The sequence below is a fragment of the Streptomyces sp. NPDC040545 genome, from assembly GCF_055595065.1.
The window spans coordinates 121418-147687 of the sequence record NZ_JBVIWA010000008.1 but is presented as its reverse complement, the minus strand read 5'-3'; the positions used below and the strand labels follow the sequence as shown (position 1 = coordinate 147687).

Here is a 26270-nt window from a genome sequence, read left to right as displayed (position 1 = left end):
GTGCTACGAGTGCTACAGGTGGTACGAGTGGTGCCGGTCCAGCCGGTCCAGCCGGTCCGGCCCGTGGTGCGCGTACCGCGCGTCATCCGTGGGGACGTCCGCGCTCGGGCGCCGTCCCCACCGATCAGCCTACGTCGGCTCCGCCGAGCCGCTCGCCGGGAGCGATCCGCACCCCGCGCGCCCAGTCGGCGGCCCGCATCGGCTTCTTGCCCTGCGGCTGCACCCACAGCAGCTCCACGGCGTGCGAGCCGGTGCCGGCGTACACGTTGTTCTTGGCGGGGGCCAGCTCGCCCGGTTCCAGGTCCGTGCGGTCGGGCACCAGGCCCAGCGAGATCAGCTTGAGGCGTTCGCCTCGGAAGACGGTCCACGCGCCCGGGGCGGGCGTGCAGCCGCGCACCACGCGGTCGGCGCGCATCGCGGGAGCGGTCCAGTCGATCCGGGCGTCCTCCACGGTGATCTTGGGCGCGTGGGAGATCCCGTCGTGGGGCTGTTCGACGGCGCGCAGGGTGCCGTCCTCGATGCCGTCCATGGTGGCGGCGAGCAGTCCCGACCCGGCGAAGGCGAGCCGGGTGAGCAGGTCGCCGCTGGTGTCGGTGGGCCGGATCTCCTCGGTGAGGATGCCGTAGACCGGGCCGGTGTCCAGGCCTTCCTCGATGCGGAAGGTGGAGGCGCCGGTGACCTGGTCCCCCGCGATGATCGACTGCTGGACGGGCGCGGCTCCGCGCCATGCGGGCAGCAGCGAGAAGTGCAGGTTGACCCAGCCGTGCCGGGGGATGTCGAGGGCGCTCTTGGGGATCAGTGCGCCGTAGGCGACGACCGGGCAGCAGTCCGGGTCGATCTCGCGCAGCCGGGCCTGGAAGTCGGGGTCGCGGGGGCGGACGGGCTTGAGCACCTCGATGCCCGCTTCCTCGGCGCGTTCGGCGACCGGGCTGGCGACGAGGCGGCGGCCGCGGCCGGCCGGTGCGTCGGGCCGGGTGATGACGGCGGCGACCTCGTGCCGCCCGGAGGCGATCAGGGCGTCCAGGGCGGGTACGGCGACCTCGGGGGTGCCTGCGAAGACGAGCTTCACTGGGGGACTACCTCGCTATCTCGGCTGTCAGCAGCGCACCAGTCTATGGGGCGCGGGTCGGGCCGCCCACCTGTGGTGTTGAGGGGGCGTACGCACATGCGCGCGCCCTTCGCATATGCCGACACGCCCCCACAGCGTGACCTGGGCGACGGGTGGCGCGTTGTCAAGAGAGATTGACCGAAACGGGCCGCGCGTGAACGGTGTCTGCGGCCCGATCCGCCCTTCAGCACCGGTTCGAGAGGCTTCTTCATGGCCGACCACGCCACCCACGACGCTCAAGCCCGGGCCAGCCTGCACCTCCTGGTACGGGACATCGAGCGGGTTCGCCGGCAGGTGGATGCCCTGCGTACGCTCACCGCCCAGCTCGGCAACGTGTACCGCCCGCGCCGATCGGGTCCCTCCACCGGCTTCGTCGTCTACGGCCGGGCGCCCGCGCCGACCGTCCGCCTCGCGCAGGAGCTGCGGGACAGCGTCGAGACGCTGGTCACCGCGGCGGTGGACTTCGACCGCTCGCTCGGTTTCTCGTGGGACGCGGTCGGTTCGGCGCTCGGTGTCACCAAGCAGGCCGTGCACCGCCGCTACGGGGCCCGGCGGGCGCAGTCCGCCGAGTCCGCGGAGCCGCCGGCCGAGGGGACGACCACCCGGACCCTGGGGCCGCTGCCGACCGTCCCGGCGGCCCGCTCGATGCCGCCGCAGCCTGTGCGCGAGGAGGCCCAGGCGGCCGCCGCCGGGGGTGTTCCCGGGCGGGGGCTGACGGAGGCGCCCCGCTCCCCCGCCTTCCCCGGTCCGCGTAACGGCTGAGGGCTGTCCTGCCGCCGGGACGCCGACACCCGACGGCCGGCCGTACCGGCTCGCCGCACCTGAGTCCGCCCCCGGTGGGACGACCGTACGGGTCGCCCCACCGGGGGTTTCGGCGTTCGGCGACGGCCTCGTACGTACCGGGTCGGCGCGGCCGCGTCAGCCGATGTCGGGCGGGTCGATCCGGACCCGGACGGCGTCCGCCGCCGGTACCCCCTTGGCCAGCCGGGCCGCCTGCGCCGATTTCAGGGCGGCCGCCAGGGCGGCTCCGCTGCCCGGCGGGACCCGGACCAGTGCCCGCTCCCCCGGGGACGGCTCGCCGCGCCGCCCGGGGAGCGGCACCGGCCCCAGGATCTCCGCGTCGGGCGGCAGCCCGGCTCCGGCCAGGAAGGCCTCCACGGCCTCGCCCCGGCCGGCCACCGCCGCCATCCGGGAGACCGGGGGGAAGCCGAGCTGGGACCGCTCCGCGAGCTCCCGTACGGCATGGCCGACCGGGTCCCACCGCACCAGCGCCTGGACGGGCCGCAGCGTCGGCTCGGCGACCACCACGACCTGGCCGTCGCCCCGGACCAGGGAGGCGGCCGCGATCCACCGCCGCAGCGCGTCCTCGCCGGCCCGCAGGTCGGGCCGGGTCAGCATGGCCCAGCCGTCGAGCAGCAGCGCGGCCGCGTATCCGGCGCCCGCCGCCACCGGTTCGGCGCCCGGGGTGCACACCACCAGCGCGGGCCGGTCCGGCACCTCGTCGAGGACGTGGTCACGTCCGGAGGTCCGTACGGGCACGGCCGGGAAGGCGCGTCCCAGTTCTTCCGCGGTGCGCCGCGCGCCGACCACCTGGGCCCGCAGCCGGAAGGATCCGCATTCCTCGCAGTGCCAGGACGGCTCGCCCCGCCCGCACCACCCGCACCTCAGGTCCCGCTCGTCGGGGGCCTCCAGCGGTCCCGCGCAGACCGTGCAACGGGCGGGGGTGCGGCACCGCTCGCACGCCAGCCGGGGCACGTAGCCCCGCCGCGGTACCTGCACGAGTACGGGCCCGGTCTTCAGCCCTTCCCGTACGGTCTCCCAGGCCAGGCTGGGCAGGCGCGCGGCCCGGGCGGCCTCGTCGCGGGCGAGCAGCTCGTCCCCGACGGTCCGGATCCGGGGCGCGCAGGCCCGTACGGTCTCGCGGTCGGCGATCAGGGGCCTGGCCCAGCCGGACTCGACCAGCTGGGCGGCCTCCACCGTGCAGCTCGTACTGCCCGCGAGGAAGGCGCAGCCGTCGCCCACGGCGCGCAGTTCCAGTACCTCCCGGACGTGCGGGAAGGGGGCGTTGTCGTCGCTGTGGCTGGAGTCGCCGTCGTCCCAGACGGCGACCAGCCCGAGGTCCCGTACAGGTGCGAACATCGCGGCCCGGGTGCCGATGACGGCCCGCACGGAGCCCCGGTGGACCGCCAGCCATTGGCGGTAGCGCTTCTCGGGCCCCGACTCGGCGGTCAGCAGCGCGTGCCGGCCCTCGCCGAGCAGGGCGGTCAGGGCGGCGTCGACACGGGCGACGGTCCGTCCGTCGGGGAGCACGGCGAGGGCCCCGCGCCCGGAGGCGAGGGTGGCGGCCATGGCGCGGGCGAGTTCGTCGGCCCAGCCGGGGCCGGGCAGGGCGGTCCAGACGGCGCGCGGGGCGGCGCCTGTGGCGAGGGCGCGCAGGAAGCCGGGGCCGGCGGTGTATCGCTCCCAGCCGGCGGGCTCGGGGGCGGCGGGTGGCGGCAGGGGTTCCGGTGAGGGCTTGGCCTCGGCCTTGGCGCTCCGCGCGGGCAGGGCGAGCTGGAGCACGTCGGCGAGGCTGCCCGCGTACCGGTCGGCGACGGCCCGGGCGAGGGCGAGCATGCGGGGGCTGAGGACCACCTCGGGCGAGACCACGTGGGCGAGGGCGGCCAGTGCGCCGTCGTAGTCGGACTCGGCGCGGCGCTCGACGATGAAGCCGTCGATGAGGCCGCCGCCCTCGCGGCGGCCGCCGCGCACGTGGTGGGAGCCGGCGCCGAAGCGGACGCGGACGCGGACGCCGGGCTGGGCGGCCTCGGACAGTTCCTCGGGGACGGCGTAGTCCCAGAGCTGGTCGAGGTGGAGCACGCCCTTGTTCACGAGGATCCGGGCGACGGGCAGCTCGGCGGCGAGGGCGGCCCCGCGCCAGGTGCGCGGCTTCGCCTTGGGCGCCTTGGCCTTCGCCTCGGCGACCATGTCCCGGATCAGCGCGAGCTGCTCCGGCGGGCCGCCCGCCTCGGTTTCGCTCTCGCCGTTGTCCCTGCTCACAGCAGCATTCTTACCAAACGCCACCGACAGTGGGCGCCCTCCCGAGATCAGGGCGGGCGGCGGCGGGTGGAACCGTCCTTCAACGCCGGGCGCGCGCCCGGCTCCAGATGAAGCCGTCACCCCGCGCACCGGGAGGGCAGGAGGAGCATAGGCACCTGGCCGACGGCCGATCAACGCAATACGGCCCCGGACCTGTGGGGGGATGCCGTTGGCATCCCTGTGGGGGTCCGGGGCCGTACGTGTCCGCAGTGCGGCGGGGCGTGCTTACAGGCCGGCGGCCGTGCGCAGCGCGTCCACGCGGTCGGTGCGCTCCCAGGTGAAGTCCGGCAGCTCACGGCCGAAGTGGCCGTAGGCGGCGGTCTGGGCGTAGATCGGGCGGAGCAGGTCCAGGTCGCGGATGATCGCGGCCGGGCGCAGGTCGAAGACCTCGCCGATCGCGTCCTCGATCTTCTGGACCTCCACCTTGGCGGTGCCGAAGGTCTCGACGAAGAGACCGACGGGCTCGGCCTTGCCGATGGCGTACGCGACCTGCACCTCGCAGCGCGAGGCGAGACCGGCGGCGACCACGTTCTTGGCGACCCAGCGCATGGCGTAGGCGGCGGAGCGGTCGACCTTCGACGGGTCCTTGCCGGAGAAGGCGCCGCCACCGTGGCGGGCCATGCCGCCGTACGTGTCGATGATGATCTTGCGGCCGGTGAGGCCGGCGTCGCCCATCGGGCCGCCGATCTCGAAGCGGCCGGTCGGGTTCACCAGGAGGCGGTAGCCCTCGGTGTCGAGCTTGATGCCGTCCTCGACGAGCTGGGCCAGGACGTGCTCGACGACGAACTCGCGGATGTCGGGAGCGAGCAGCGAGTCGAGGTCGATGTCCGAGGCGTGCTGCGAGGAGACCACGACGGTGTCCAGGCGCACGGCCTTGTCACCGTCGTACTCGATGGTGACCTGGGTCTTGCCGTCGGGGCGCAGGTACGGGATGGTCCCGTTCTTGCGGACCTCGGAGAGGCGGCGGGACAGCCGGTGCGCGATGTGGATCGGCAGCGGCATGAGCTCGGGGGTCTCGTCGCAGGCGTAGCCGAACATCAGGCCCTGGTCGCCGGCGCCCTGCTTGTCGAGCTCGTCCTCGTCGCCCTCCACGCGCTTCTCGTAGGCGGTGTCGACGCCCTGCGCGATGTCCGGGGACTGGGCGCCGATGGACACCGACACGCCGCAGGAGGCGCCGTCGAAGCCCTTCTTGGAGGAGTCGTAGCCGATCTCGAGGATCTTGTCCCGGACGAGCTGCGCGATCGGCGCGTAGGCCTTCGTCGTCACCTCTCCCGCGATGTGCACGAGACCCGTGGTGATCAAGGTCTCCACGGCGACGCGCGAGGTCGGGTCCTCGGTGAGGAGCGCGTCGAGGATCGTGTCGCTGATCTGGTCAGCGATCTTGTCGGGGTGGCCCTCGGTGACGGACTCCGAGGTGAACAGACGACGGGACACAACGCTCCCTGGGGTTGCAGCGGCTGCTGGCTGATCATTTGGCGGAACCACATCGGGGGCTGCGCCCGATCACGTTCCGGATGCAGTTTATCGGTCGCCACCGTTTCCTGGACCACCGTCTCGCCTTATGGGAGCCGTGTGACCTGCGGCACGGCCATTCTTACGCACGGAAGTGACCTGGAGAAGGGGAAACGGCCCAGGCGCGTCGCGACTAGAGCCGGGCGGCCACCTGGTCCCAAATCACCTCGGCCAGAGCCTCCTTCGGACCATGGGGCACGTGCACCTCAGAGCCATCGGAGGCCAGGATGACCGCTTCATTCTCCTCAGAACCAAAGGTCCGGGCCTCTCCGACCTCGTTCACGACGAGAAGATCACAGCCCTTTCGGGCGAGCTTGGCCCGGCCGTTCGCGAGGACGTCGTCGGTCTCGGCGGCGAATCCGACGACCACCTGACCGGCCCTGGCACGATCGGCCGAGACCTCCGCGAGAACGTCCGGGTTCCGTACGAGCGCCACCGGCGCCGGCTCCTGCCCGTCCTTCTTCTTGATCTTTCCGCTGGCGTATGCGGCGGGCCGGAAGTCGGCCACGGCCGCGGCCATCACCACGGCGTCGGCGTCCGCGGCCGCCTTGAGCACGGCCTCCCGCAGCTGCACGGCCGTCCCCACGCGTACGACGTCCACGCCGGCCGGGTCGGCCAGCGCGGCGTTGGCCGACACCAGGGTGACCCGGGCGCCGCGGGCGACGGCGGTACGGGCGAGGGCGTAGCCCTGCTTGCCGGAGGAGCGGTTGCCGAGGAAGCGGACCGGGTCCAGCGGCTCCCGCGTGCCGCCCGCGCTGATCACCACATGCCGCCCGGTGAGGTCGGGCTCGGCCACCCCGCGGGCCAACACACGTCGGCAGACCTCGTAGATCTCCTCGGGGTCGGGCAGCCGCCCCTTGCCGGTGTCCTTGCCGGTCAGCCGGCCGACGGCGGGCTCGATGACGAGGGCGCCGCGCCGGCGCAGCGTCGCCACGTTCTCCTGGGTGGCGGGGTGCTCCCACATCTCGGTGTGCATGGCCGGGGCGAAGACCACCGGGCAGCGGGCGGTGAGCAGGGTGTTCGTGAGCAGGTCGTCGGCGAGCCCGTGGGCGGCCTTGGCCAGCATGTCGGCCGTGGCGGGGGCGACGACGACGAGGTCGGCGGACTGCCCGATGCGCACGTGCGGCACCTCGTGGACGGATTCCCAGACCTCGGTGGAGGCCGGGTTGCCGGAGAGGGCGGACCAGGTGGCCTCCCCCACGAAGTTCAGGGAGGCCGCCGTGGGCACCACCCGCACGTCGTGGCCGGACTCGGTCAGCCGGCGCAGCAGCTCGCACGCCTTGTAGGCGGCGATCCCGCCGCTGACCCCCAGTACGACCTTCGGCTTGTCCACCACGTACTTCCCTTCGACGGCTGCGACGCGTTCGGCTCTGATCGTCGTCGTACCCACCCATGACACACCACAGGCCCGGCAGATGTTCTGCCGGGCCTGTGATGAAAGGACTTCTGGTGCCTTACTGGGCCGGGGCCTCGATGGCCTCGGAGGTCAGCAGACCCGCGTTGATCTCGCGCAGCGCGATCGAAAGCGGCTTCTCGTGGACGTGGGTGTCCACCAGCGGGCCGACGTACTCGAGCAGGCCCTCACCGAGCTGCGAGTAGTACGCGTTGATCTGACGCGCACGCTTGGCCGCGTAGATCACGAGGCTGTACTTCGAGTCAGTGGCCTCGAGCAGCTCGTCGATCGGCGGGTTGATGATGCCCTCGGGCGCAGTGATGGAAGAGGACACGCTCTACCTTCCGAAGATGGGTGAAAGATTGGGCCGTCCTGGAATCGACCGAATCAAAAACATCGATCAACGATCAGACAACTGCCATCAAGGCTAGCAGCTCACGGGCCACGTCCTCGACGGAGGTGTTGACCAGGGTGGTGTCGAACTCGGATTCGGCAGCGAGTTCGATCTTGGCGGCCGCGAGCCGGCGCTCGATGACCGCCGCCGATTCGGTGCCCCGGCCGGTCAGCCGGCGGACCAGCTCGTCCCAGCTCGGCGGGGCCAGGAAGACCAGCTGGGCGTCGGGCTTGGACTCGCGGACGAGCCGTGCCCCCTGGAGATCGATCTCCAGCAGTACCGGCTCGCCGTTGTCCAGGCGTTCCAGCACCGCGCCGCGGGGGGTGCCGTAGCGGTTGCCCGCGAACTCGGCCCACTCCAGCAGCTCGCCGTTGGCGATCAGCTTGTCGAACTCGTCGTCATTGACGAAGAAGTAGTGGACTCCGTGTCGCTCACCGGGCCGCGGCTTGCGGGTGGTGGCCGACACCGAGAGCCATACCTCGGGGTGAACCTTGCGCATATGCGCGACGACCGTGCTCTTGCCGACCCCTGAAGGGCCGGAGAGCACGGTCAGCCGCGGACGAACCTCTGCTGCCATAGAGCGATTATCCAGGTTCTCAGGACTGCCTGAGAACGCCGGGAGAACTTCAGGCGACGCCTCAGGCGCCGGTGCTGCCGAACTCGCGCTCCAGAGAGGCGATCTGGTTGGAACCGAGACCTCGGACACGCCGGGACTCGGAGATGCCGAGACGCTCCATGATCTGCTTGGCGCGCACCTTGCCCACGCCAGGCAGGGACTCCAGCAGGGCGGAGACCTTCATCTTGCCGATGACGTCGTTCTCCTGGCCCGTCTTGATGACCTCTTGGAGCGAGGCACCGGAGTGCTTGAGTCGATTCTTGACCTCGGCCCGCTCCCGGCGAGCCGCGGCGGCCTTTTCGAGCGCGGCTGCGCGCTGTTCAGGGGTAAGGGGCGGAAGAGCCACGCCTACGTCACCTCGGATGTCGAACTGTCGGATACGGACCGGTGGGCAGCCCGAAGGCACCACACCTGGCGAGCTCCCGAACAGCGATCGAAACGCGTTCGCTGCACGTTCACTCTGGTCGGAGACTAGCGGCCAACAACGCTCCAGTCAGCGAGAACGGACGAAAAGTCCTGGTCAGCCTCCACTGAACCGTACATCACGGACAAAATACCCCGGTTTTGTCCGATGAAGAGCGTTCGAGTTTCGCCAAGAAATGCGGGACGCCCTGCCGCGGAGGTGCGGCAGGGCGTCCCGGGTGACCGATCACGCGGTGACGGCCTCGTGGATCTCGTCGGCGAAGCGCCGCGCCGCGTCGCGCAGGGCGCTCACGTCCGGACCGTGCTTCAGGACCCCCCGAGAGACGTTCGGGACCACGTTGCGCACCGCCTTGCCGAAGACGCCCGGCAGGTCCGCCGCCGTCGCGCCCTGCGCGCCGATGCCGGGGGCCAGCAGCGGCCCGTTGATGTCCAGGTCGAAGGAGGACAGATCGCCCAGCGTGGCACCGACCACCGCGCCGAAGGAGCCCATGGGGGCGGCGTCCGCATTCTCCGCCGCCAGGTGCGCCAGCATCGTCGCGCCGATCGTCCGGCCGTCCTCGCGGACCGCCCGCTGGACCTCGGCGCCCTCCGGGTTCGAGGTCAGCGCCAGGACGAACAGGCCCGCGCCCGACTCCCGGGCCAGGTCGACGGCCGGCTTCAGCGAGCCGTAGCCCAGGTACGGGGAGACCGTCAGCGCGTCCGAGAACAGCGGCGAGGCCGGGTCCAGGAAGGCCGAGGCGTACGCCGCCATGGTCGAGCCGATGTCCCCGCGCTTCGCGTCCATGACGACCAGCGTCCCGGCCGCCCGGGCGTCCGCGACGGCCCGCTCCAGGACGGCCACGCCCTTCGAGCCGAACCGCTCGAAGAAGGCGGCCTGGGGCTTGAAGACCGCCACCGACTCGGCGAGCGCCTCGACGACCGTACGGGAGAACCGCTCCAGGCCCGCGATGTCGTCGTCCAGGCCCCACTGCGCCAGCAGGGCGGCGTGCGGGTCGATGCCGACGCACAGCGGGCCCCGGGAGTCCATCGCCGCGCGCAGGCGGGTGCCGAACGGGGTCACAGTCACTTGGTGGCCTTTCGGGTCTCGGCGCCCACCGCTTCGGCGAGCGTCGCGTACGGGCTGTTGGCCAGGCGCGCGGCGAGGCCCTTGTGGATGGCGCGGGCGTAGAACGGGCCCTCGTAGATGAAGGCGCTGTAGCCCTGGATCAGCGTGGCGCCGGCCAGGATCCGCTGCCAGGCGTCCTCGGCGTTCTCGATGCCGCCGACCCCGACCAGGACCAGGCGGTCCCCCACGCGGGCGTACAGGCGGCGCAGGACCTCCAGCGAGCGCTCCTTGACGGGGGCGCCGGAGAGCCCGCCGGTCTCCTTCACCAGGGACGGGGAGGACTTCAGGCCCAGCCCCTCGCGGGCGATGGTGGTGTTCGTCGCGATGATGCCGTCCAGGCCGAGCTCCAGGGCCAGGTCGGCGACCGCGTCGACGTCCTCGTCCGCGAGGTCGGGGGCGATCTTGACCAGCAGCGGCACCCGGCGGCCGGTCACCGTGCGGTCGGCGGCCTCCCGTACGGCCGTCAGCAGCGGGCGCAGCGACTCGGTGGCCTGGAGGTTGCGCAGGCCCGGGGTGTTCGGCGAGGAGACGTTCACCACGAGGTAGTCGGCGTGCCGGGCGAGGCGCTCGGTGGAGGCGACGTAGTCCCCCACGGCCTCCTCCTCGGGCACGACCTTCGTCTTGCCGATGTTGACGCCGACGACGGTCCGGAAGACCGCCTCACGGGCCGCCAGGCGGGCCGCCACGGCCGCCGAGCCCTCGTTGTTGAAGCCCATGCGGTTGATCAGCGCGCGGTCCGCCACGAGGCGGAAGAGCCGCTTCTTCGGGTTGCCGGGCTGCGGCTCGGCCGTGACCGTGCCGATCTCGATGTGGTCGAAGCCGAGCATCGACATTCCGTCGATGGCGACGGCGTTCTTGTCGAAGCCGGCGGCGAGGCCGAAGGGGCCGTGCATGCGCAGGCCGAGGGCCTCGGTGCGGAGCTCCTCGTAGCGCGGGGCCAGGGCGGCCGCGACGAAGGTGCGCAGCACGGGGGTGCGGGCGGCGAGGCGGATCCAGCGGAAGGCCAGGTAGTGGGCCTGCTCCGGGTCCATCCGCTTGAAGACCAGATTGAAGAATGTTTTGTACATCGTCGGAAAATCCCTCTGCGCTCGTGAAGAGGGGGACACCCGTCGTGAAACCGGTGTCCCCCTCCCCGTGTCCGGGCTGTACGGGCCTGCGTCAGTCGCGGGCTGCGGTCAGGTGCTCCGCGTGCTCCTGGAGGGAGCGGACGCCCACGTCGCCGCGGTTGAGCGCGTCGATGCCCTGGACGGCGGCGGCGAGCGCCTGGACCGTGGTCAGGCAGGGGACGCTGCGGGCCACGGCCGCCGTACGGATCTCGTAGCCGTCGAGGCGGCCGCCGGTGCCGTACGGGGTGTTGACGATCAGGTCGACCTGGCCGTCGTGGATCAGCTGGACGATGGTCTTCTCGCCGTTCGGGCCCTCGCCCTCGCTGAGCTTGCGCACCACGGTGGCGTTGATGCCGTTGCGGCGCAGCACCTCGGCGGTGCCGGAGGTGGCCATCAGCTCGAAGCCGTGGGCGACGAGCTCGCGCGCCGGGAAGATCATCGAGCGCTTGTCGCGGTTGGCCACCGAGATGAAGGCGCGGCCCTTGGTGGGCAGCGGGCCGTAGGCGCCGGCCTGCGACTTGGCGTAGGCGGTGCCGAAGACGGCGTCGATGCCCATGACCTCGCCGGTGGAGCGCATCTCGGGGCCGAGGACGGTGTCCACACCGCGGCCGTGGATGTCGCGGAAGCGCGACCACGGCATGACGGCCTCCTTGACGGAGATCGGCGCGTCGATCGGCAGGGTGCCGCCGTCGCCGGTCTTCGGCAGCAGGCCCTCGGCGCGCAGCTCGGCGATGGTGGTGCCGAGCGAGATGCGGGCGGCGGCCTTCGCGAGCGGGACGGCCGTGGCCTTCGAGGTGAAGGGGACGGTCCGGGAGGCGCGCGGGTTGGCCTCCAGGACGTAGAGGATGTCGCCGGCCATCGCGAACTGGATGTTGATCAGGCCGCGGACGCCGACGCCCTTGGCGATCGCCTCGGTGGAGGCGCGCAGGCGCTTGATGTCGTAGCCGCCGAGGGTGATCGGGGGCAGGGCGCAGGCCGAGTCGCCGGAGTGGATGCCGGCTTCCTCGATGTGCTCCATGACGCCGCCGAGGTAGAGCTCGTGGCCGTCGTAGAGGGCGTCGACGTCGATCTCGATCGCGTCGTCGAGGAAGCGGTCGACCAGCACGGGGCGGGTCGGGGAGATCTCGGTGGACTCGGCGATGTACGACTCGAGGCGGGCCTCGTCGTAGACGATCTCCATGCCGCGGCCGCCGAGCACGTAGGACGGGCGGACCAGGACCGGGTAGCCGATCTCGTCGGCGATCGCCTTCGCACCCGCGAAGGTGGTGGCGGTGCCGTGCTTGGGAGCCGGCAGGCCGGCGTCGGCGAGGACCTGGCCGAAGGCGCCGCGGTCCTCGGCGGCGTGGATGGCCTCCGGGGAGGTGCCGACGACGGGGACGCCGTTGTCCTTGAGGGCCTGGGCGAGGCCGAGGGGGGTCTGGCCGCCGAGCTGGACGACGACACCGGCGATGGGGCCGGCCAGCGACTCGGCGTGGACGATCTCCAGCACGTCCTCGAGCGTCAGCGGCTCGAAGTACAGGCGGTCGGAGGTGTCGTAGTCGGTGGAGACGGTCTCCGGGTTGCAGTTGACCATCACGGTCTCGTAGCCGGCGTCGCTGAGGGCGAAGGAGGCGTGGACGCAGGAGTAGTCGAACTCGATGCCCTGGCCGATGCGGTTCGGGCCGGAGCCCAGGATGATCACCGCGGGCTTGGTGCGGGGCGCGACCTCGGACTCCTCGTCGTACGAGGAGTAGAAGTACGGGGTCTTCGCGGCGAACTCGGCGGCGCAGGTGTCGACCGTCTTGTAGACCGGGCGGACACCGAGGGCGTGGCGGACCTCGCGGACGACGTCCTCGCGCAGGCCGCGGATCTCGGCGATCTGGGCGTCGGAGAAGCCGTGGCGCTTGGCCTCGGCGAGCAGCTCGGGGCCGAGCTTCTCGGCGGCGGTCAGCTCGTCCGCGATCTCCTTGATGAGGAAGAGCTGGTCGACGAACCAGGGGTCGATCTTCGTGAACTCGAAGACCTCTTCCTGGGTGGCGCCGGCGCGGATGGCCTGCATGACGGTGTTGATGCGGCCGTCGGTCGGGCGGACCGCGGTGCGCAGCAGCTCGTCCTTGTCGCCGGTGGGGCCGACGAAGGTGAACTGCGAGCCCTTCTTCTCCAGGGAGCGCAGGGCCTTCTGGAGGGCCTCGGTGAAGTTGCGGCCGATGGCCATGGCCTCGCCGACCGACTTCATGGTGGTGGTGAGGGTGGCGTCGGCCAGCGGGAACTTCTCGAAGGCGAAGCGCGGGGCCTTGACGACGACGTAGTCGAGGGACGGCTCGAAGGAGGCCGGGGTCTTCTCGGTGATGTCGTTGGGGACCTCGTCGAGCGTGTAGCCGATGGCCAGCTTGGCGGCGATCTTGGCGATCGGGAAGCCGGTGGCCTTCGACGCAAGCGCCGAGGAGCGGGAGACGCGCGGGTTCATCTCGATGACGATGACGCGGCCGTCGGCCGGGTCGATCGCGAACTGGATGTTGCAGCCGCCGGTGTCGACGCCGACCTCGCGGATGATCGCGATGCCGATGTCGCGCAGCCGCTGGTACTCGCGGTCGGTCAGGGTCATCGCCGGGGCGACGGTGATGGAGTCGCCGGTGTGGACGCCCATCGGGTCGAAGTTCTCGATGGAGCAGACGACGACCACGTTGTCCTTGGTGTCGCGCATCAGCTCCAGCTCGTACTCCTTCCAGCCGAGGATGGACTCCTCCAGGAGCACCTCGGTGGTCGGGGAGAGCGTGAGGCCCTGGCCGGCGATGCGGCGCAGCTCGTCCTCGTCGTGGGCGAAGCCGGAGCCGGCGCCGCCCATGGTGAAGGAGGGGCGGACGACGACGGGGTAGCCGCCGAGGGTCTCGACGCCCTTGATGACGTCGTCCATCGAGTGGCAGATGACCGAGCGGGCGGACTCGCCGTATCCGATCTTGGCCTTGACGGCCTCGACGACGCCCTTGAAGAGGTCGCGGTCCTCGCCCTTGTTGATGGCCTCCACGTTGGCGCCGATGAGCTCGACGCCGTACTTCTCCAGCACACCCTGCTCGTGCATGGAGATCGCGGTGTTGAGCGCGGTCTGGCCGCCGAGGGTCGGGAGCAGCGCGTCGGGGCGCTCCTTGGCGATGATCTTCTCGACGAACTCGGGGGTGATCGGCTCGACGTACGTGGCGTCGGCGATCTCCGGGTCGGTCATGATCGTCGCGGGGTTGGAGTTCACCAGGATGACCCGCAGGCCCTCGGCCTTGAGGATGCGGCAGGCCTGGGTGCCGGAGTAGTCGAACTCGGCGGCCTGTCCGATGACGATCGGGCCGGAGCCGATGACCAGGACGGACTGGATATCGGTGCGCTTAGGCACGCTCGGCCTCCATCAGGGCGGTTTCCATCAAAGACGTGAAACGGTCGAAGAGGTACGCGGCGTCGTGCGGGCCGGCGGCAGCCTCGGGGTGGTACTGGACGGAGAAGGCCGGCTGGTCGAGCAGCTGGAGGCCTTCCACGACGTTGTCGTTCAGGCAGACGTGGGAGACCTCGGCGCGGCCGTAGGCGGTCTCCGAGACCTTGTCGAGGGGCGCGTCGACGGCGAAGCCGTGGTTGTGCGCGGTGATCTCGACCTTGCCGGTGGTGCGGTCCTGCACCGGCTGGTTGATGCCGCGGTGGCCGTACTTCAGCTTGTAGGTGCCGAAGCCGAGCGCGCGGCCCAGGATCTGGTTGCCGAAGCAGATGCCGAAGAGCGGGGTCTTGCGGGCGAGGACGCCCTGCATGACGGCGACCGCGTGGTCGGCGGTCGCCGGGTCGCCCGGGCCGTTGGAGAAGAACACGCCGTCGGGGTTCACCGCGTAGACGTCCTCGACGGTGGCGGTGGCGGGCAGCACGTGCACCTCGATGCCGCGCTCGGCCATCCGGTGCGGGGTCATGCCCTTGATGCCGAGGTCGACGGCGGCGACGGTGAAGCGCTTCTCGCCGATCGCGGGGACCACGTACGTCTCCTTGGTGGCAACCTCGGCAGAGAGGTTCGCCCCCTTCATCTGCGGCTGCGCCTGGACCTTGGCCAGCAGGGCCTCGTCGCGGATGCCGACCCAGGCCTCGCCCGAGAAGATGCCGACGCGCATGGCGCCGCGCTCGCGCAGGTGGCGGGTCAGGGCGCGGGTGTCGATGCCGGAGATGCCGACGACGCCCTGCTTGACGAGCTCCTCGTCCAGCGAGCGCCGGGAGCGCCAGTTGGAGGGGACGCGGGCGGGGTCGCGTACGACGTAGCCGGCGACCCAGATGCGGGAGGACTCGGGGTCCTCGTCGTTGACGCCGGTGTTGCCCACGTGCGGGGCGGTCATCACGACGACCTGCCGGTGGTACGACGGGTCGGTGAGGGTCTCCTGGTAGCCGGTCATGCCCGTGGAGAACACGGCCTCGCCGAAGGTCTCCCCCACAGCGCCGTAGGCGCGGCCGCGGAAGATCCGACCGTCCTCCAGGACGAGTACGGCGGGAGCTTTGGCTGCTCCCCTGGTGGAGGTCGTCATCGTTCGGCGCCTTCCGTCGTGATGGATGAGTTCATGAGATTGATGGCTTCGACCCAGGCGGCGTGTTCGGCCGCGCGGTCGGAGCGGAATCCGGAGTCGATCAGCTTGTCGCCGTGCGCCCAGGTGACGACGAGGAGACCGCCCTCGGTGAGTACCTTGCCCGCGATTCCCTTGTCGAGGCGGGCGCCGCGCAGCTGCGCGGCCGGTACGAAGAAGTCGCCCGCACCCGGTCGGACCACGTCGAGGCCCGCGTCGGTGAGCGTGAGCTCGACCCGGCTGCGCAGGCCCAGACCGTGGGCGACGATCCGGTCGAGCCACTGCCCGGCGGTGGTGGACCCGTGGTAGCGGCCGGTCAGGGCCAGCCGGTGCTCGGGAAGACCGTCGGGTGCGGCGGGCAGCTCCGGCAGATCGTTCTGCAGAGCGCCGCGCCATTTCCAGCCCTGCCGCATCAGCCAGTAGACGAACGCGACGAAGACGGCCAGGCCGATCACCCACGCCATGCGGGCACCGAAGCTGGTCACCTCCGCCGACTGTCGTTCGGCAGCCTCGGCGGCCAGTTGGATTACTGCAGGTGTCACGCCAGTTTCCCGTCCACGACCGTTGCCCGGCCCCGCAGGAAGGTATGAGTGACGCGCCCCGGCAGCTCACGGCCCTCGTAAGGCGTGTTGCGGCTGCGGGAGGCGAAGTGTGCGGGGTCCACGACACCACGGTACGAGGTATCGACCAAGGTCAGGTTCGCGGGTTCACCTGCCGAGACGGGACGGCCGTGGTTCTCCAGGCTGCCGATGCGCGCCGGAGCGAAGCTCATCCGCTCGGCGACGCCCGCCCAGTCGAGCAGTCCGGTCTCGACCATCGTCTGCTGGACGACGGAGAGCGCGGTCTCCAGACCGACCATGCCCATGGCGGCGGCGGCCCACTCGCAGTCCTTGTCCTCGTGCGGGTGCGGGGCGTGGTCGGTGGCGACGATGTCGATCGTGCCGTCGGCGAGCGCCTCGCGCAGGGCCAGCACGTCGCGCTCGGTGCGCAGCGGCGGGTTGACCTTGTAGACCGCGTTGTACGAGCGCACGAGCTCCTCGGTGAGGAGGAGGTGGTGGGGGGTGACCTCGGCGGTGACGTCGATGCCGCGGGACTTGGCCCAGCGGACGATCTCGACGGATCCGGCGGTGGAAAGGTGGCAGATGTGGACGCGGGAGCCGACGTGCTCGGCGAGCAGGACGTCGCGGGCGATGATCGACTCCTCGGCGACGGCCGGCCAGCCGCCGAGACCGAGTTCCGCGGAGACGATGCCCTCGTTCATCTGGGCGCCCTCGGTGAGGCGGGGCTCCTGGGCGTGCTGGGCGACGACTCCGCCGAAGGCCTTCACGTACTCCAGGGCGCGGCGCATGATCACGGCGTCGTCCACGCACTTGCCGTCGTCGGAGAAGACGGTGACGCGGGCGGCGGACTCGTGCATGGCGCCGAGCTCGGAGAGCTGCTTGCCCTCCAGGCCGACGGTGACGGCGCCGATGGGCTGCACGTCGCAGTAGCCGGACTCCTTGCCCAGGCGCCAGACCTGCTCGACGACGCCGGCCGTGTCGGCGACCGGGAAGGTGTTCGCCATGGCGAACACGGCGGTGTAGCCGCCGGAGGCGGCGGCGCGGGTGCCGGTGAGGACGGTCTCGGAGTCCTCGCGGCCGGGCTCGCGCAGGTGGGTGTGCAGGTCGACGAGGCCGGGGAGGAGGATCTGGCCCTCGGCCTCGATGACGGTCGCGCCCTCGGCGGAGAGGTTCTGGCCGACCTCGGCGATGGTCTCGCCGTCGATCAGGACGTCCTGCGCCTCGCCGCCGAGTACCTTCGCGCCACGGATAAGGATCTTGCTCATGGTTACTTGCTCTCCTCGGTACGGGCGGTGGTGACGGCGGGCTCGGAGCCTCCGAGCAGCAGGTACAGGACGGCCATCCGGGTGGAGACGCCGTTGGCGACCTGCTCGACGGCCGTGCAGCGGTCGGAGTCGGCGACCTGGGCGGTGATCTCCATGCCGCGGTTCATCGGGCCGGGGTGCATCACGATGGCGTGCTCGGGCATCTTCGCCATGCGGTCGCCGTCGAGGCCGTACCGGCGGGAGTACTCGCGCTCGGTCGGGAAGAAGGCGGCGTTCATGCGTTCGCGCTGCACACGCAGCATCATCACCGCATCGGACTTCGGCAGCACCTCGTCGAGGTTGTACGAGACCTCGCAGGGCCAGGTCTCGACGCCGATCGGGACGAGCGTGGGCGGGGCCACCAGGGTGACCTCGGCGCCGAGGGTGTGCAGCAGGTGGACGTTGGAGCGGGCCACGCGGCTGTGCAGGATGTCGCCGACGATGGTGATGCGCCGGCCGCCGAGGTCCTTGCCGAGGCCGGCGTCGCGGCCGACCAGGCGGCGGCGCATGGTGAAGGCGTCCAGCAGGGCCTGGGTGGGGTGCTCGTGGGTGCCGTCGCCGGCGTTGACCACGGCGGAGTCGATCCAGCCGGAGGTCGCGAGCCGGTAGGGGGCGCCGGAGGCGTGGTGGCGGATGACGACCGCGTCGGCGCCCATGGCCTCCAGGGTCAGCGCGGTGTCCTTCAGGGATTCGCCCTTGGAAACGGAGGAACCCTTCGCGGAGAAGTTGATGACGTCGGCCGAGAGCCGCTTGGCGGCCGCCTCGAAGGAGATCCGGGTGCGGGTCGAGTCCTCGAAGAAGAGGTTGACGACGGTGAGGCCGCGCAGGGTGGGCAGCTTCTTGATCGGCCGGTCCGCGACACGGGCCATCTCCTCGGCGGTGTCGAGGATCAGGACGGCGTCGTCGCGCGTGAGGTCGGCGGCCGAGATGAGGTGGCGCTTCATCTGGATGGCTCCGTAGGTCGGGAGGGCAGGCGGACTGACTGCAGGGGTGCGAGCGGGCAGGGCAGGGCTCGGCGCGGGCCCGGTCGGGGCCCGTCACCCGGACGGTCTACTGACCTGCTGCCTGGGCGGTCCGCTGGCCGAGCAGCACGGCGTCACGGCCGTCCTCCTCCTGGAGCTGGACCTTGACGGTCTCCCGCAGCGACGTGGGGAGGTTCTTGCCGACGTAGTCGGCGCGGATCGGCAGTTCGCGGTGGCCTCTGTCGACGAGGACCGCGAGCTGCACGGCGCGGGGGCGGCCGAGGTCGCCGAGGGCGTCGAGGGCGGCGCGGATGGTGCGGCCGGAGAAGAGCACGTCGTCGACGAGGACGACGAGGCGGCCGTCGAGGTCGTCGCCGGGGATCTCGGTGCGACCGATCGCGCGGGCGGGCTTCATCCGCAGGTCGTCGCGGTACATGGTGATGTCGAGGGAGCCGACCGGGATCTTGGTGCCGGTGATCTCTTCGAGCTTGGCGGCCAGCCGGCGGGCGAGGTAGACACCGCGGGTGGGAATGCCGAGGAGCACCACGTCGTCGGCGCCCTTGGCGCGTTCGACGATCTCGTGGGCGATGCGGGTCAGGACCCGCGCGATGTCCTGCGCTTCGAGTACGGGGCGCATGGAATCGGTGTTCTGCTGGGTGTCCATGGAAAGGACCTCCTTCTCCGCCTCACGGGACGGACCTTAAAGGACGTCTGATGTACGCCTCACACGGTACCAGGGAGAGGCCGGTGACTCGGACCGGACCGGGACGGAATGGCTCTCTCAGGACTGCTGGGACGAACACCCAGGGGGCGACGAAGACCATTCGGCTTGACGCATCCAAGTAACGCTGCGTAACCTCACAGTGAGTTACCAGCCGCGCGGCGGAGCCGCACGTAGTTACGTAGTCGCAGTGTCCACCAGTCACAGCGTCACAGCGTCCGGGAGCGTTATGTCCAGCGAATACGCCAAACAGCTCGGGGCCAAGCTCCGCGCCATCCGCACCCAGCAGGGCCTTTCCCTCCACGGTGTCGAGGAGAAGTCCCAGGGCCGGTGGAAGGCCGTCGTGGTCGGTTCCTACGAGCGCGGGGACCGCGCCGTGACCGTCCAGCGTCTCGCCGAGCTGGCGGACTTCTACGGGGTTCCGGTGCAGGAGCTGCTGCCGGGTACGACGCCCGGCGGGGCTGCCGAGCCGCCGCCGAAGCTGCGCCTCGACCTGGAGCGCCTGGCGGGCGTCCCCGCCGAGAAGGCCGGACCGCTGCAGCGGTACGCGGCGACGATCCAGAGCCAGCGGGGCGACTACAACGGCAAGGTGCTGTCGATCCGCCAGGACGACCTGCGCACCCTGGCCGTCATCTACGACCAGTCCCCCTCGGTCCTGACCGAGCAGCTGATCAGCTGGGGCGTGCTGGACGCGGACGCCCGTCGCGCCGTGGCGCACGAGGAACTCTGAGTCCCGGTCTCCGGACCAGCAGAAACGTTTACCGGTGGGCGCCGGACCCTTGCGGGGTCCGGCGCCCACCGGTTTTTGCGTTCCCTCGCCCCTCGCCGCACACGGAAGGGCCCGCAACGCGTACGTTGCGGGCCCTTCCGTATGGCGGTGCCGGCGCCGGTCCGTGCGGTCAGCTCTCGCTGCGCCGCAGGCTCGGCTTCAGGTCCTTGAAGCGGGCCAGCAGCCCGTTCACGAACGAGGGGGACTCGTCCGTCGAGAACTCCTTGGCCAGCTGGACGGCCTCGTCGATGGCCACGGCGTCCGGGGTGTCGTCCACCCAGATCAGCTCGTAGGCACCGAGCCGCAGGATGTTCCGGTCCGCGACCGGCATGCGGTCGAGTTCCCAGTCCACGGCGTAGGTGATGATCAGATCGTCGATGCGGTTCACCTTGTCGGCGTAACCCTCGACGAGATCCATCGTGAAGGCGCTGACCGGCGACTGCCGGTCGTCCGACCGCGCGTGGCGGATCCAGTCCGCGAGGACCTCGCGGACGGGTACGTCGCGCTGGTCCGCCTCGAAGAGGATCTGGAAGGCGCGCTTGCGCGCATTGCTCCGAGCAGCCACGGGTTAGTTGCTCTTCCGGCCGAGGTAGTCGCTGGTGCGGGTGTCGACCTTGACCGTCTCGCCGGTGGTGACGAAGAGCGGGACCTGGATCTCGTAGCCGGTCTCCAGGGTGGCGGGCTTGGTGCCGCCGGTGGAGCGGTCGCCCTGGACGCCCGGGTCGGTGTGCTCGATCTTGAGCTCGACCGCAGCCGGGAGCTCGACGTAGAGCACCTCGCCCTCGTGCTGGGCGACGGAGGCGGTGAAGCCCTCGATCAGGAAGTTGGCGGCGTCGCCCACAGCCTTCTTGTCCACCATCAGCTGGTCGAAGGTGGTCATGTCCATGAAGACGAAGTACTCGCCGTCCATGTAAGAGAACTGCATGTCACGGCGGTCGATGGTGGCCGTCTCGACCTTCGTGCCGGCGTTGAACGTCTTGTCGACGACCTTGCCGGAGAGCACGTGCTTGAGCTTGGTGCGCACGAAGGCCGGGCCCTTGCCGGGCTTGACGTGCTGGAACTCGACGACGGACCAGAGCTGGTCACCGTCGAGCTTGAGCACCATGCCGTTCTTGAGGTCGTTCGTGGAAGCCACGGTTGCGGAATCTCCTGCACTGGAAGACCACGGGTGCGCGCACAGCCCGGCAGAGCCGGCTAGAGCGCGAGCAGCTCCTTGGTCGTAATGGTGAGTAGCTCGGGACCGCCGTCCGCCTCGGGGCGTACGACGAGCGTGTCATCGATCCGGACACCTCCCCGGCCCGGGAGGTGAACCCCCGGTTCGACGGTGACCGGCACGCAAGCGTCCAGTTTACCCATTGCCGTAGGTGCAAGCTGCGGGTCCTCGTCGATTTCGAGGCCCACGCCGTGTCCGGTCGACGGAGCGAGGGCTTCCGCGTGGCCCGCCGAGTCCAGGACGGAGCGTGCGGCATGGTCCACGTCCCGGTACGCGGCCCCGGGCAGCAGGGCCTCGCGCCCGGCCCGCTGGGCGGTGAAGACGAGGTCGTACAGCTCGATCTGCCAGTCGGCGGGGCTGGTGCCGATCACGAAGGTCCGGCCGATCTCGCACCGGTAGCCACGGTAGTTGGCGCCCAGGCAGACCGTGAGGAAGTCGCTCTCCTCCACCCTGCGGTCGGAGGGCCGGTGCCGGGAGCGGCCGGAGTGCGGGCCGGTGCCGACGGAGGTCGGGAAGGCGGGGCCGTCCGCCCCGTGGTCGACGAGCCGCCGCTCCAGCTCCAGGGCGAGGTGCCGTTCGGTGCGCCCGACGAGGATGGACTCCAGCAGCTCCCCGAGGGCCTGGTCGGCGATCTCGGCGGCGATCCGCAGGCAGGCGATCTCCTCCTCGTCCTTGACGAGGCGCTGCTGCTCGACGGCGGTGCCGAGGTCGGCGAGGCGCAGTTTGGGCGCGACGGAGCGCAGGGCCCGGTGGCGGCCGACGGTGAGGTGGTGCTCCTCCACCGCGAGCGAGTCGGCCCGGACGGAGGCGGCCAGATCGGCGGCCGCGACGGCCGGGTCCCCGCCGGGGCTGCCCAGGACGGAGACGGTCAGGTGCTCGTCGAGGCGGCCCTCGTCGGCCTCGCCGGTGGGCGCGCCGGAGCAGAACAGCATGTCCTCGGTGGGGCCGACGAGCAGCACCGCGCCGAGCGGGGACGCCCCGGAGAGGTAGCGGACGTTCGCCGGACGCGTGATCAGTGCGGCGGCGTTCCCCGCGGCGGCGCATCGGTCGCGAAGCAGGTCCCGGCGGGCGGCGTACACGTCTGACATGTCTTCGAGCGTACGAGCGCCCCGCCGATCCGGCCCGGCGAGCGCGTCCGGACGGGCCTGGGACGACCTGGGGCGATGCCGTGCCGGTCGGGCGGGAGCCCGGCGCGGGCGCCGGTACGCCCCTGCGGACACGTCCTACGCGGGCCAGCCGCCGGGGGCCGACAGGGCGCGGGCCAGGGCCTCGTCGAGGGCGCGGGCGGTGCCCTCGACGTCGAGGTGGGAGTTGTCGATGATCGGCAGTCCGGAGCCGTACCAGCCGGCCATCCGGCCGTGGATCCGGGCGACTTCCTCGTCGGAGAGGCGGCGGTTGCCGGAGCGGGCCGCGTTGCGCTCCAGGACGATCTCCAGGCCGGGCAGCAGCACCACCGGCAGCAGCGTGGGGCCCACGTGCCGCTTCCAGCCGCCCAGCCCGACCACGGGCCGGTCCGGGAAGACGGCGTCGTCCAGGATGCAGGAGATGCCGTTCGCCAGGTAGTTGCGGGCGGCGAAGCCGCAGGTGCGGCGGGCGAGCCGGTACTGGGCCTCGGAGTGCTCGTTCCAGCCCGCCTGGGGGTCCGCGAAGCCGGAGCAGACCCACTCGCGGACGTCGTCCAGGCTGACGTGGGCGGTCGGCACGGGCCGGGTGCTGGCCCAGTGCCGGGCGACGGTGGTCTTACCGGCGCCGGCCGGGCCGATCAGCAGGACGGCGAGGACGGCCCCGCCGGTGCCCGGCACCGCGGGCGGCAGCGGGATGTGCCCGGTGGCCTCCGGTACGGCGGCCACCGGCTGCGACTGATGGTGCTGGTGAGGCGGCTGGTGGGGTGGCTGGGGCGGAGACTGCGGCGGGGGCGAGCCCGGCCAGCCCTGCGCCGGGGGTATCGGCGGCTGCGGGGGCGCCGACGGACGCGGTCCCGGCTGCCCCCAGCCCGCGCCCCCGCCCCCGCCCCCCACTCCGTGCTGCATCCGCTGCCACTCCGTCTCGTTCCGGCGACTGATGCGAGAACGTTATATGACTGCCGGGACCCGGCCGTCCACCAGCACCGTCAGGCAGCGTGTCAGGCGGAGATCTCGTCCGCCAGTGCGCGCAGCGCGAGGCGGTACGAACCGATACCGAAGCCCGCCACCGTTCCGGTCGCCACGGCCGCGATGACCGAGGTGTGGCGGAACTCCTCGCGGGCGTACGGATTCGAGATGTGCACCTCGATCAGCGGCGCCGTGCGCTGCGCGGCCGCGTCCCGCATGCCGTACGAGTAGTGGGTGAAGGCCCCCGGGTTGATGACCACGGGGATCTTCCCGTCCGCCGCCTCGTGCAGCCAGCGGATCAGCTCGCCCTCGTCGTTGGTCTCCCGGACCTCGACGTCGAAGCCGAGCTCCTCGCCCAGCGAACGGCAGCTCTCCACCAGTCCCGCATACGAGGTGGCCCCGTACACATCGGGCTCGCGCGAGCCGAGCCGGCCCAGGTTCGGGCCGTTCAGCACGAGGACGCGGCGGCTCACGCCGACACCTCACCGTAGGCCGCGACCAGGTGCGCCGGGTCGGGCCCCTCCAGGACGGTCGGCTTGGCCAGCCCGTCGAGGACGATGAAGCGCAGCAGGTTGCCGCGGGACTTCTTGTCGACCTGCATGGTCTGGAGCAGCTTGGACCACTGGTCGCCGCGGTAGGTCAGCGGCAGCCCGACCGAGGCCAGGACCGCCTTGTGCCGGTCGGCCGTCGCGTCGTCGAGCCGGCCGGCGAGCCGGCCGAGCTCGGCGGCGAAGACCATGCCGACGGACACGGCCGCGCCGTGCCGCCACTTGTAGCGCTCGTTCTTCTCGATGGCGTGCGCGAGGGTGTGGCCGTAGTTGAGGATCTCGCGCAGTCCCGACTCCTTGAGGTCGCTGGAGACCACGTCGGCCTTGACCTGGATGGAGCGCACGATGAGCTCGGCGGTGTGCGGGCCCTCGGGCGTACGCGCCGCCGCCGGGTCCTCCTCGATCAGGTCGAGGATCACCGGGTCGGAGATGAACCCGGCCTTGATGATCTCGGCGAGGCCGCTGACATAGTCGTTGACCGGCAGCGAGTCCAGGGCCGCCAGGTCGCAGAGCACACCGGCCGGCGGGTGGAAGGCACCCACCAGGTTCTTGCCCTCGGCGGTGTTGATGCCGGTCTTGCCGCCGACCGCCGCGTCCACCATCGCCAGGACGGTGGTCGGTACGGCGACCCAGCGCACCCCGCGCAGCCAGGAGGCCGCGACGAAGCCCGCGAGGTCGGTGGTGGCTCCCCCGCCGACGCCGACGATGACGTCGGTGCGGGTGAAGCCGGACTGGCCCAGCGCCTTCCAGCAGTAGGCGGCGACCTCGATGGTCTTGGCCTCCTCGGCGTTCGGCACCTGGATGGCGACCGCCTCGTAGCCCTGCTCGGCCAGGTCGTCGCGCAGCGCCTCACCCGTCGAGGCGAGCGCCTCGGGGTGGATCACGGCGACCCGCTGGGCCTTCGTACCGATCAGGGAGCCGAGCTCGCCGAGCAGCTGCCGGCCGACCAGCACGTCGTACGCGTCGTGTCCGGCGCTCGCGCCGACCTGGATCCGCGTCACCTGGTCTGTCATACGTCCTTCAACTCCAGAGCGTCGAGGACCGCCTGGGCGACCTCTTCGGGGGTGCGGTCGTCGGTGGCGACGACGACGCGCGCGACTTCGGTGTACAGGGGGCGCCGGGCGTCCATCAGCTCGCGCCACTGGCGGCGTGGGTTGACGGCGAGCAGCGGGCGGGCGGCGCCGAGACCCACGCGCCGTACGGCTTCCTCGACGTCCATCGACAGATAGGCGACGGGCAGGCCGGCCAGCAGCGCGCGGGTGCCCTCGTCGAGGACGGCGCCGCCGCCGAGGGCGAGGACTCCGGTGTGCCCGGCGACGGCGGCGGCGACCGCCTGCCGCTCGAGCTCACGGAAGTACGGCTCGCCCTCGTCGACGAAGATGTCGGAGATCTCCCGGCCCTGGGCCAGGGCGATGTCGGCGTCGGTGTCCCGGTAGGGGACGCCGAGCCGCTCGGCGAGCAGCGCCCCCACCGTGGACTTGCCGGACCCCATGGGGCCGACGAGGACGACCAGTGGTCCGGCCGTCACCGGATCTGCAGGTTGTCGAGGTACGACCGGACGTTGCGGCGGGTCTCCGGGACGGAGTCCCCTCCGAACTTCTCGACGACCGCGTCGGCCAGGACGAGGGCGACCATGGCTTCGGCGACGATGCCGGCGGCCGGCACGGCGCACACGTCGGAGCGCTGGTGGTGGGCCACCGTCGCCTCTCCGGTGGCCACGTCGACGGTCGCCAGCGCGCGCGGGACCGTCGCGATGGGCTTCATCGCGGCGCGTACGCGCAGCAGTTCGCCGGTGGTCAGTCCGCCCTCGGTGCCGCCGGAGCGGCCGGAGGTGCGCCTCAGGCCCTCGGGGGTGGAGACGATCTCGTCGTGCGCCTTCGAGCCGGGCACGCGGGCGAGCTCGAAGCCGTCACCGACCTCGACCCCCTTGATGGCCTGGATGCCCATGAGGGCGGCGGCGAGGCGGGCGTCGAGGCGGCGGTCCCAGTGGACGTGGGAGCCGAGGCCGACCGGGACTCCGTACGCCAGCACCTCGACGACGCCGCCGAGGGTGTCGCCGTCCTTGTGGGCCTGGTCGATCTCCGCGACCATCGCCTTGCTGGCGTCCGCGTCGAGGCAGCGCACCGGGTCGGCGTCGAGCTTGTCGACGTCGGCGGGGGTCGGGTAGACGCCGTACGGGGCCTTGGCCGCGGCCAGTTCCACCACGTGCGAGACGATCTCGATGCCGGCGACCTCCTTGATGAAGGAGCGGGCGACGGCGCCGAGGGCGACGCGGGCGGCGGTCTCCCGGGCGCTGGCGCGCTCCAGGATCGGCCGGGCCTCGTCGAAGCCGTACTTCTGCATGCCGGCGAGGTCGGCGTGGCCGGGGCGCGGACGGGTCAGCGGCGCGTTGCGGCCGGTGTCCTTGAGCAGCGAGGGGTCGACGGGGTCGGCCGACATGACCGTCTCCCACTTGGGCCACTCGGTGTTGCCGATCATGACCGCGATCGGGGAGCCCTGGGACAGGCCGTGGCGGACGCCGCCGAGGAAGGTGATCTCGTCCTGCTCGAACTTCATCCGGGCACCGCGGCCATAGCCGAGCCGGCGCCGGGCCAGGTGATCGGCCACCAGCTCGGTGGTGACCGGGACGCCGGCGGGAAGACCCTCCAGCGTCGCGACCAGTGCCGGTCCGTGCGACTCTCCTGCGGTCAGCCAACGCAACCTGCTCAACGATGCTCCTCATGCTCGCGCCTGGTACAGCGACGGCGCGATCGGGTGCGCGGCCCGGACCCGCCTCACCCGATCCTCCCACGTCCGGAGGGGTTTATCGGGCCCC

Annotated in this window: 25 protein-coding genes; 2 read left to right on the top strand and 23 right to left on the bottom strand. The window is 71.5% G+C overall.

Annotated features, from left to right (window positions below):
- Window positions 1-124: 124 nt before the first annotated feature.
- Entirely contained in the window at window positions 125-1069 is a 945-nt protein-coding gene (gene fmt, locus ACZ573_RS18065) for a methionyl-tRNA formyltransferase (RefSeq protein WP_471304900.1), read from the bottom strand.
- 249 nt (window positions 1070-1318) lie between these two features.
- Here fmt and ACZ573_RS18060 point away from each other — a divergent pair, with 249 nt between their 5' ends.
- On the top strand, window positions 1319-1870 hold the full coding sequence (locus ACZ573_RS18060; RefSeq protein ID WP_471304897.1) for a hypothetical protein: 552 nt from the start codon (window positions 1319-1321) through the stop codon (window positions 1868-1870).
- A gap of 156 nt (window positions 1871-2026) precedes the next feature.
- Here the strand turns inward: ACZ573_RS18060 and ACZ573_RS18055 are convergent, their stop codons facing one another.
- The 14 genes from ACZ573_RS18055 to pyrR all read right to left on the bottom strand — a co-directional run bounded on the left by ACZ573_RS18055 (window position 2027) and on the right by pyrR (window position 18778).
- Window positions 2027-4147 carry a primosomal protein N' gene (locus ACZ573_RS18055; protein WP_471304894.1) on the bottom strand — a complete coding sequence of 707 codons (2121 nt, stop codon included), beginning with the start codon at window positions 4145-4147 and terminating at the stop codon, window positions 2027-2029.
- Window positions 4148-4411: 264 nt separating this feature from the next.
- A complete protein-coding gene (gene metK, locus ACZ573_RS18050) occupies window positions 4412-5620 on the bottom strand; it encodes a methionine adenosyltransferase (protein ID WP_030841517.1) in 1209 nt (402 codons plus the stop codon).
- 211 nt (window positions 5621-5831) lie between these two features.
- Window positions 5832-7031: a bifunctional phosphopantothenoylcysteine decarboxylase/phosphopantothenate--cysteine ligase CoaBC gene (gene coaBC, locus ACZ573_RS18045; RefSeq protein ID WP_471305141.1), complete on the bottom strand. Its 1200-nt coding sequence runs from the start codon at window positions 7029-7031 to the stop codon at window positions 5832-5834.
- A gap of 121 nt (window positions 7032-7152) precedes the next feature.
- Entirely contained in the window at window positions 7153-7425 is a 273-nt protein-coding gene (rpoZ, locus tag ACZ573_RS18040) for a DNA-directed RNA polymerase subunit omega (protein WP_004948662.1), read from the bottom strand.
- Between the two features lie 73 nt (window positions 7426-7498).
- Window positions 7499-8062, bottom strand: coding sequence for a guanylate kinase (gene gmk / locus ACZ573_RS18035; RefSeq protein WP_471304892.1), 564 nt, complete (start codon window positions 8060-8062; stop codon window positions 7499-7501).
- A gap of 61 nt (window positions 8063-8123) precedes the next feature.
- Complete coding sequence (locus ACZ573_RS18030) at window positions 8124-8447, bottom strand: integration host factor (RefSeq protein ID WP_030008746.1); 324 nt, start codon at window positions 8445-8447, stop codon at window positions 8124-8126.
- 303 nt (window positions 8448-8750) lie between these two features.
- Window positions 8751-9590, bottom strand: a complete 840-nt coding sequence (gene pyrF, locus ACZ573_RS18025) for an orotidine-5'-phosphate decarboxylase (protein WP_314249681.1) — start codon at window positions 9588-9590, stop codon at window positions 8751-8753.
- Window positions 9587-10696, bottom strand: coding sequence for a quinone-dependent dihydroorotate dehydrogenase (locus ACZ573_RS18020; protein ID WP_471304888.1), 1110 nt, complete (start codon window positions 10694-10696; stop codon window positions 9587-9589). Before ACZ573_RS18020 ends, pyrF begins: the two co-directional genes overlap by 4 nt.
- Before the next feature lie 91 nt (window positions 10697-10787).
- On the bottom strand, window positions 10788-14096 hold the full coding sequence (carB, locus tag ACZ573_RS18015; RefSeq protein ID WP_471304887.1) for a carbamoyl-phosphate synthase large subunit: 3309 nt from the start codon (window positions 14094-14096) through the stop codon (window positions 10788-10790).
- Window positions 14089-15252: a glutamine-hydrolyzing carbamoyl-phosphate synthase small subunit gene (gene carA, locus ACZ573_RS18010; protein ID WP_471304885.1), complete on the bottom strand. Its 1164-nt coding sequence runs from the start codon at window positions 15250-15252 to the stop codon at window positions 14089-14091. The genes carB and carA overlap by 8 nt, the downstream gene beginning before the upstream one ends.
- Window positions 15249-15830, bottom strand: coding sequence for a PH-like domain-containing protein (locus tag ACZ573_RS18005; RefSeq protein ID WP_252308997.1), 582 nt, complete (start codon window positions 15828-15830; stop codon window positions 15249-15251). The genes carA and ACZ573_RS18005 overlap by 4 nt, the downstream gene beginning before the upstream one ends.
- Entirely contained in the window at window positions 15827-17113 is a 1287-nt protein-coding gene (locus ACZ573_RS18000) for a dihydroorotase (protein WP_468116471.1), read from the bottom strand. Before ACZ573_RS18000 ends, ACZ573_RS18005 begins: the two co-directional genes overlap by 4 nt.
- A gap of 2 nt (window positions 17114-17115) precedes the next feature.
- Window positions 17116-18096, bottom strand: a complete 981-nt coding sequence (locus tag ACZ573_RS17995; protein ID WP_471304882.1) for an aspartate carbamoyltransferase catalytic subunit — start codon at window positions 18094-18096, stop codon at window positions 17116-17118.
- Window positions 18097-18202: 106 nt separating this feature from the next.
- The gene (pyrR, locus tag ACZ573_RS17990) at window positions 18203-18778 is read right to left on the bottom strand and encodes a bifunctional pyr operon transcriptional regulator/uracil phosphoribosyltransferase PyrR (protein WP_030732111.1); all 576 of its coding nucleotides are present in this window, start codon (window positions 18776-18778) and stop codon (window positions 18203-18205) included.
- Window positions 18779-19064: 286 nt separating this feature from the next.
- Between pyrR and bldD the strand changes: the two genes are divergently transcribed.
- Complete coding sequence (gene bldD / locus ACZ573_RS17985) at window positions 19065-19565, top strand: transcriptional regulator BldD (RefSeq protein WP_030008755.1); 501 nt, start codon at window positions 19065-19067, stop codon at window positions 19563-19565.
- A 169-nt stretch (window positions 19566-19734) separates the two neighbouring features.
- On the opposite strand, the gene nusB is transcribed toward bldD, so the two are convergent.
- The 8 genes from nusB to aroC form a co-directional block, all read right to left on the bottom strand.
- Window positions 19735-20169: a transcription antitermination factor NusB gene (gene nusB / locus ACZ573_RS17980; RefSeq protein WP_471304879.1), complete on the bottom strand. Its 435-nt coding sequence runs from the start codon at window positions 20167-20169 to the stop codon at window positions 19735-19737.
- Between the two features lie 3 nt (window positions 20170-20172).
- A complete protein-coding gene (efp, locus tag ACZ573_RS17975) occupies window positions 20173-20739 on the bottom strand; it encodes an elongation factor P (RefSeq protein WP_030008757.1) in 567 nt (188 codons plus the stop codon).
- A 59-nt stretch (window positions 20740-20798) separates the two neighbouring features.
- Entirely contained in the window at window positions 20799-21905 is a 1107-nt protein-coding gene (locus tag ACZ573_RS17970; RefSeq protein WP_471304877.1) for an aminopeptidase P family protein, read from the bottom strand.
- Window positions 21906-22040: 135 nt separating this feature from the next.
- Window positions 22041-22847: an AAA family ATPase gene (locus tag ACZ573_RS17965; RefSeq protein WP_471304875.1), complete on the bottom strand. Its 807-nt coding sequence runs from the start codon at window positions 22845-22847 to the stop codon at window positions 22041-22043.
- 92 nt (window positions 22848-22939) lie between these two features.
- Window positions 22940-23380, bottom strand: coding sequence for a type II 3-dehydroquinate dehydratase (gene aroQ, locus ACZ573_RS17960; protein ID WP_189740282.1), 441 nt, complete (start codon window positions 23378-23380; stop codon window positions 22940-22942).
- Window positions 23377-24468, bottom strand: a complete 1092-nt coding sequence (gene aroB, locus ACZ573_RS17955) for a 3-dehydroquinate synthase (RefSeq protein ID WP_266485348.1) — start codon at window positions 24466-24468, stop codon at window positions 23377-23379. The genes aroQ and aroB overlap by 4 nt, the downstream gene beginning before the upstream one ends.
- A complete protein-coding gene (locus ACZ573_RS17950) occupies window positions 24465-24983 on the bottom strand; it encodes a shikimate kinase (RefSeq protein WP_471304873.1) in 519 nt (172 codons plus the stop codon). The genes aroB and ACZ573_RS17950 overlap by 4 nt, the downstream gene beginning before the upstream one ends.
- Complete coding sequence (gene aroC, locus ACZ573_RS17945; RefSeq protein WP_301372376.1) at window positions 24980-26164, bottom strand: chorismate synthase; 1185 nt, start codon at window positions 26162-26164, stop codon at window positions 24980-24982. Before aroC ends, ACZ573_RS17950 begins: the two co-directional genes overlap by 4 nt.
- Between the last annotated feature and the right edge of the window lie 106 nt (window positions 26165-26270).

Bases quoted from the DNA above. Each gene is read 5' to 3' on its own strand.
- ACZ573_RS18060 (WP_471304897.1), top strand. From the start codon at position 1,319: ATGGCCGACCACGCCACCCACGACGCTCAAGCCCGGGCCAGCCTGCAC.
- gmk (WP_471304892.1), bottom strand. From the start codon at position 8,062: ATGGCAGCAGAGGTTCGTCCGCGGCTGACCGTGCTCTCCGGCCCTTCA.
- ACZ573_RS18020 (WP_471304888.1), bottom strand. From the start codon at position 10,696: ATGTACAAAACATTCTTCAATCTGGTCTTCAAGCGGATGGACCCGGAG.
- carA (WP_471304885.1), bottom strand. From the start codon at position 15,252: ATGACGACCTCCACCAGGGGAGCAGCCAAAGCTCCCGCCGTACTCGTC.
- ACZ573_RS18000 (WP_468116471.1), bottom strand. From the start codon at position 17,113: ATGAGCAAGATCCTTATCCGTGGCGCGAAGGTACTCGGCGGCGAGGCG.
- ACZ573_RS17995 (WP_471304882.1), bottom strand. From the start codon at position 18,096: ATGAAGCGCCACCTCATCTCGGCCGCCGACCTCACGCGCGACGACGCC.
- pyrR (WP_030732111.1), bottom strand. From the start codon at position 18,778: ATGGACACCCAGCAGAACACCGATTCCATGCGCCCCGTACTCGAAGCG.
- bldD (WP_030008755.1), top strand. From the start codon at position 19,065: ATGTCCAGCGAATACGCCAAACAGCTCGGGGCCAAGCTCCGCGCCATC.
- ACZ573_RS17970 (WP_471304877.1), bottom strand. From the start codon at position 21,905: ATGTCAGACGTGTACGCCGCCCGCCGGGACCTGCTTCGCGACCGATGC.
- ACZ573_RS17965 (WP_471304875.1), bottom strand. From the start codon at position 22,847: ATGCAGCACGGAGTGGGGGGCGGGGGCGGGGGCGCGGGCTGGGGGCAG.
- aroB (WP_266485348.1), bottom strand. From the start codon at position 24,468: ATGACAGACCAGGTGACGCGGATCCAGGTCGGCGCGAGCGCCGGACAC.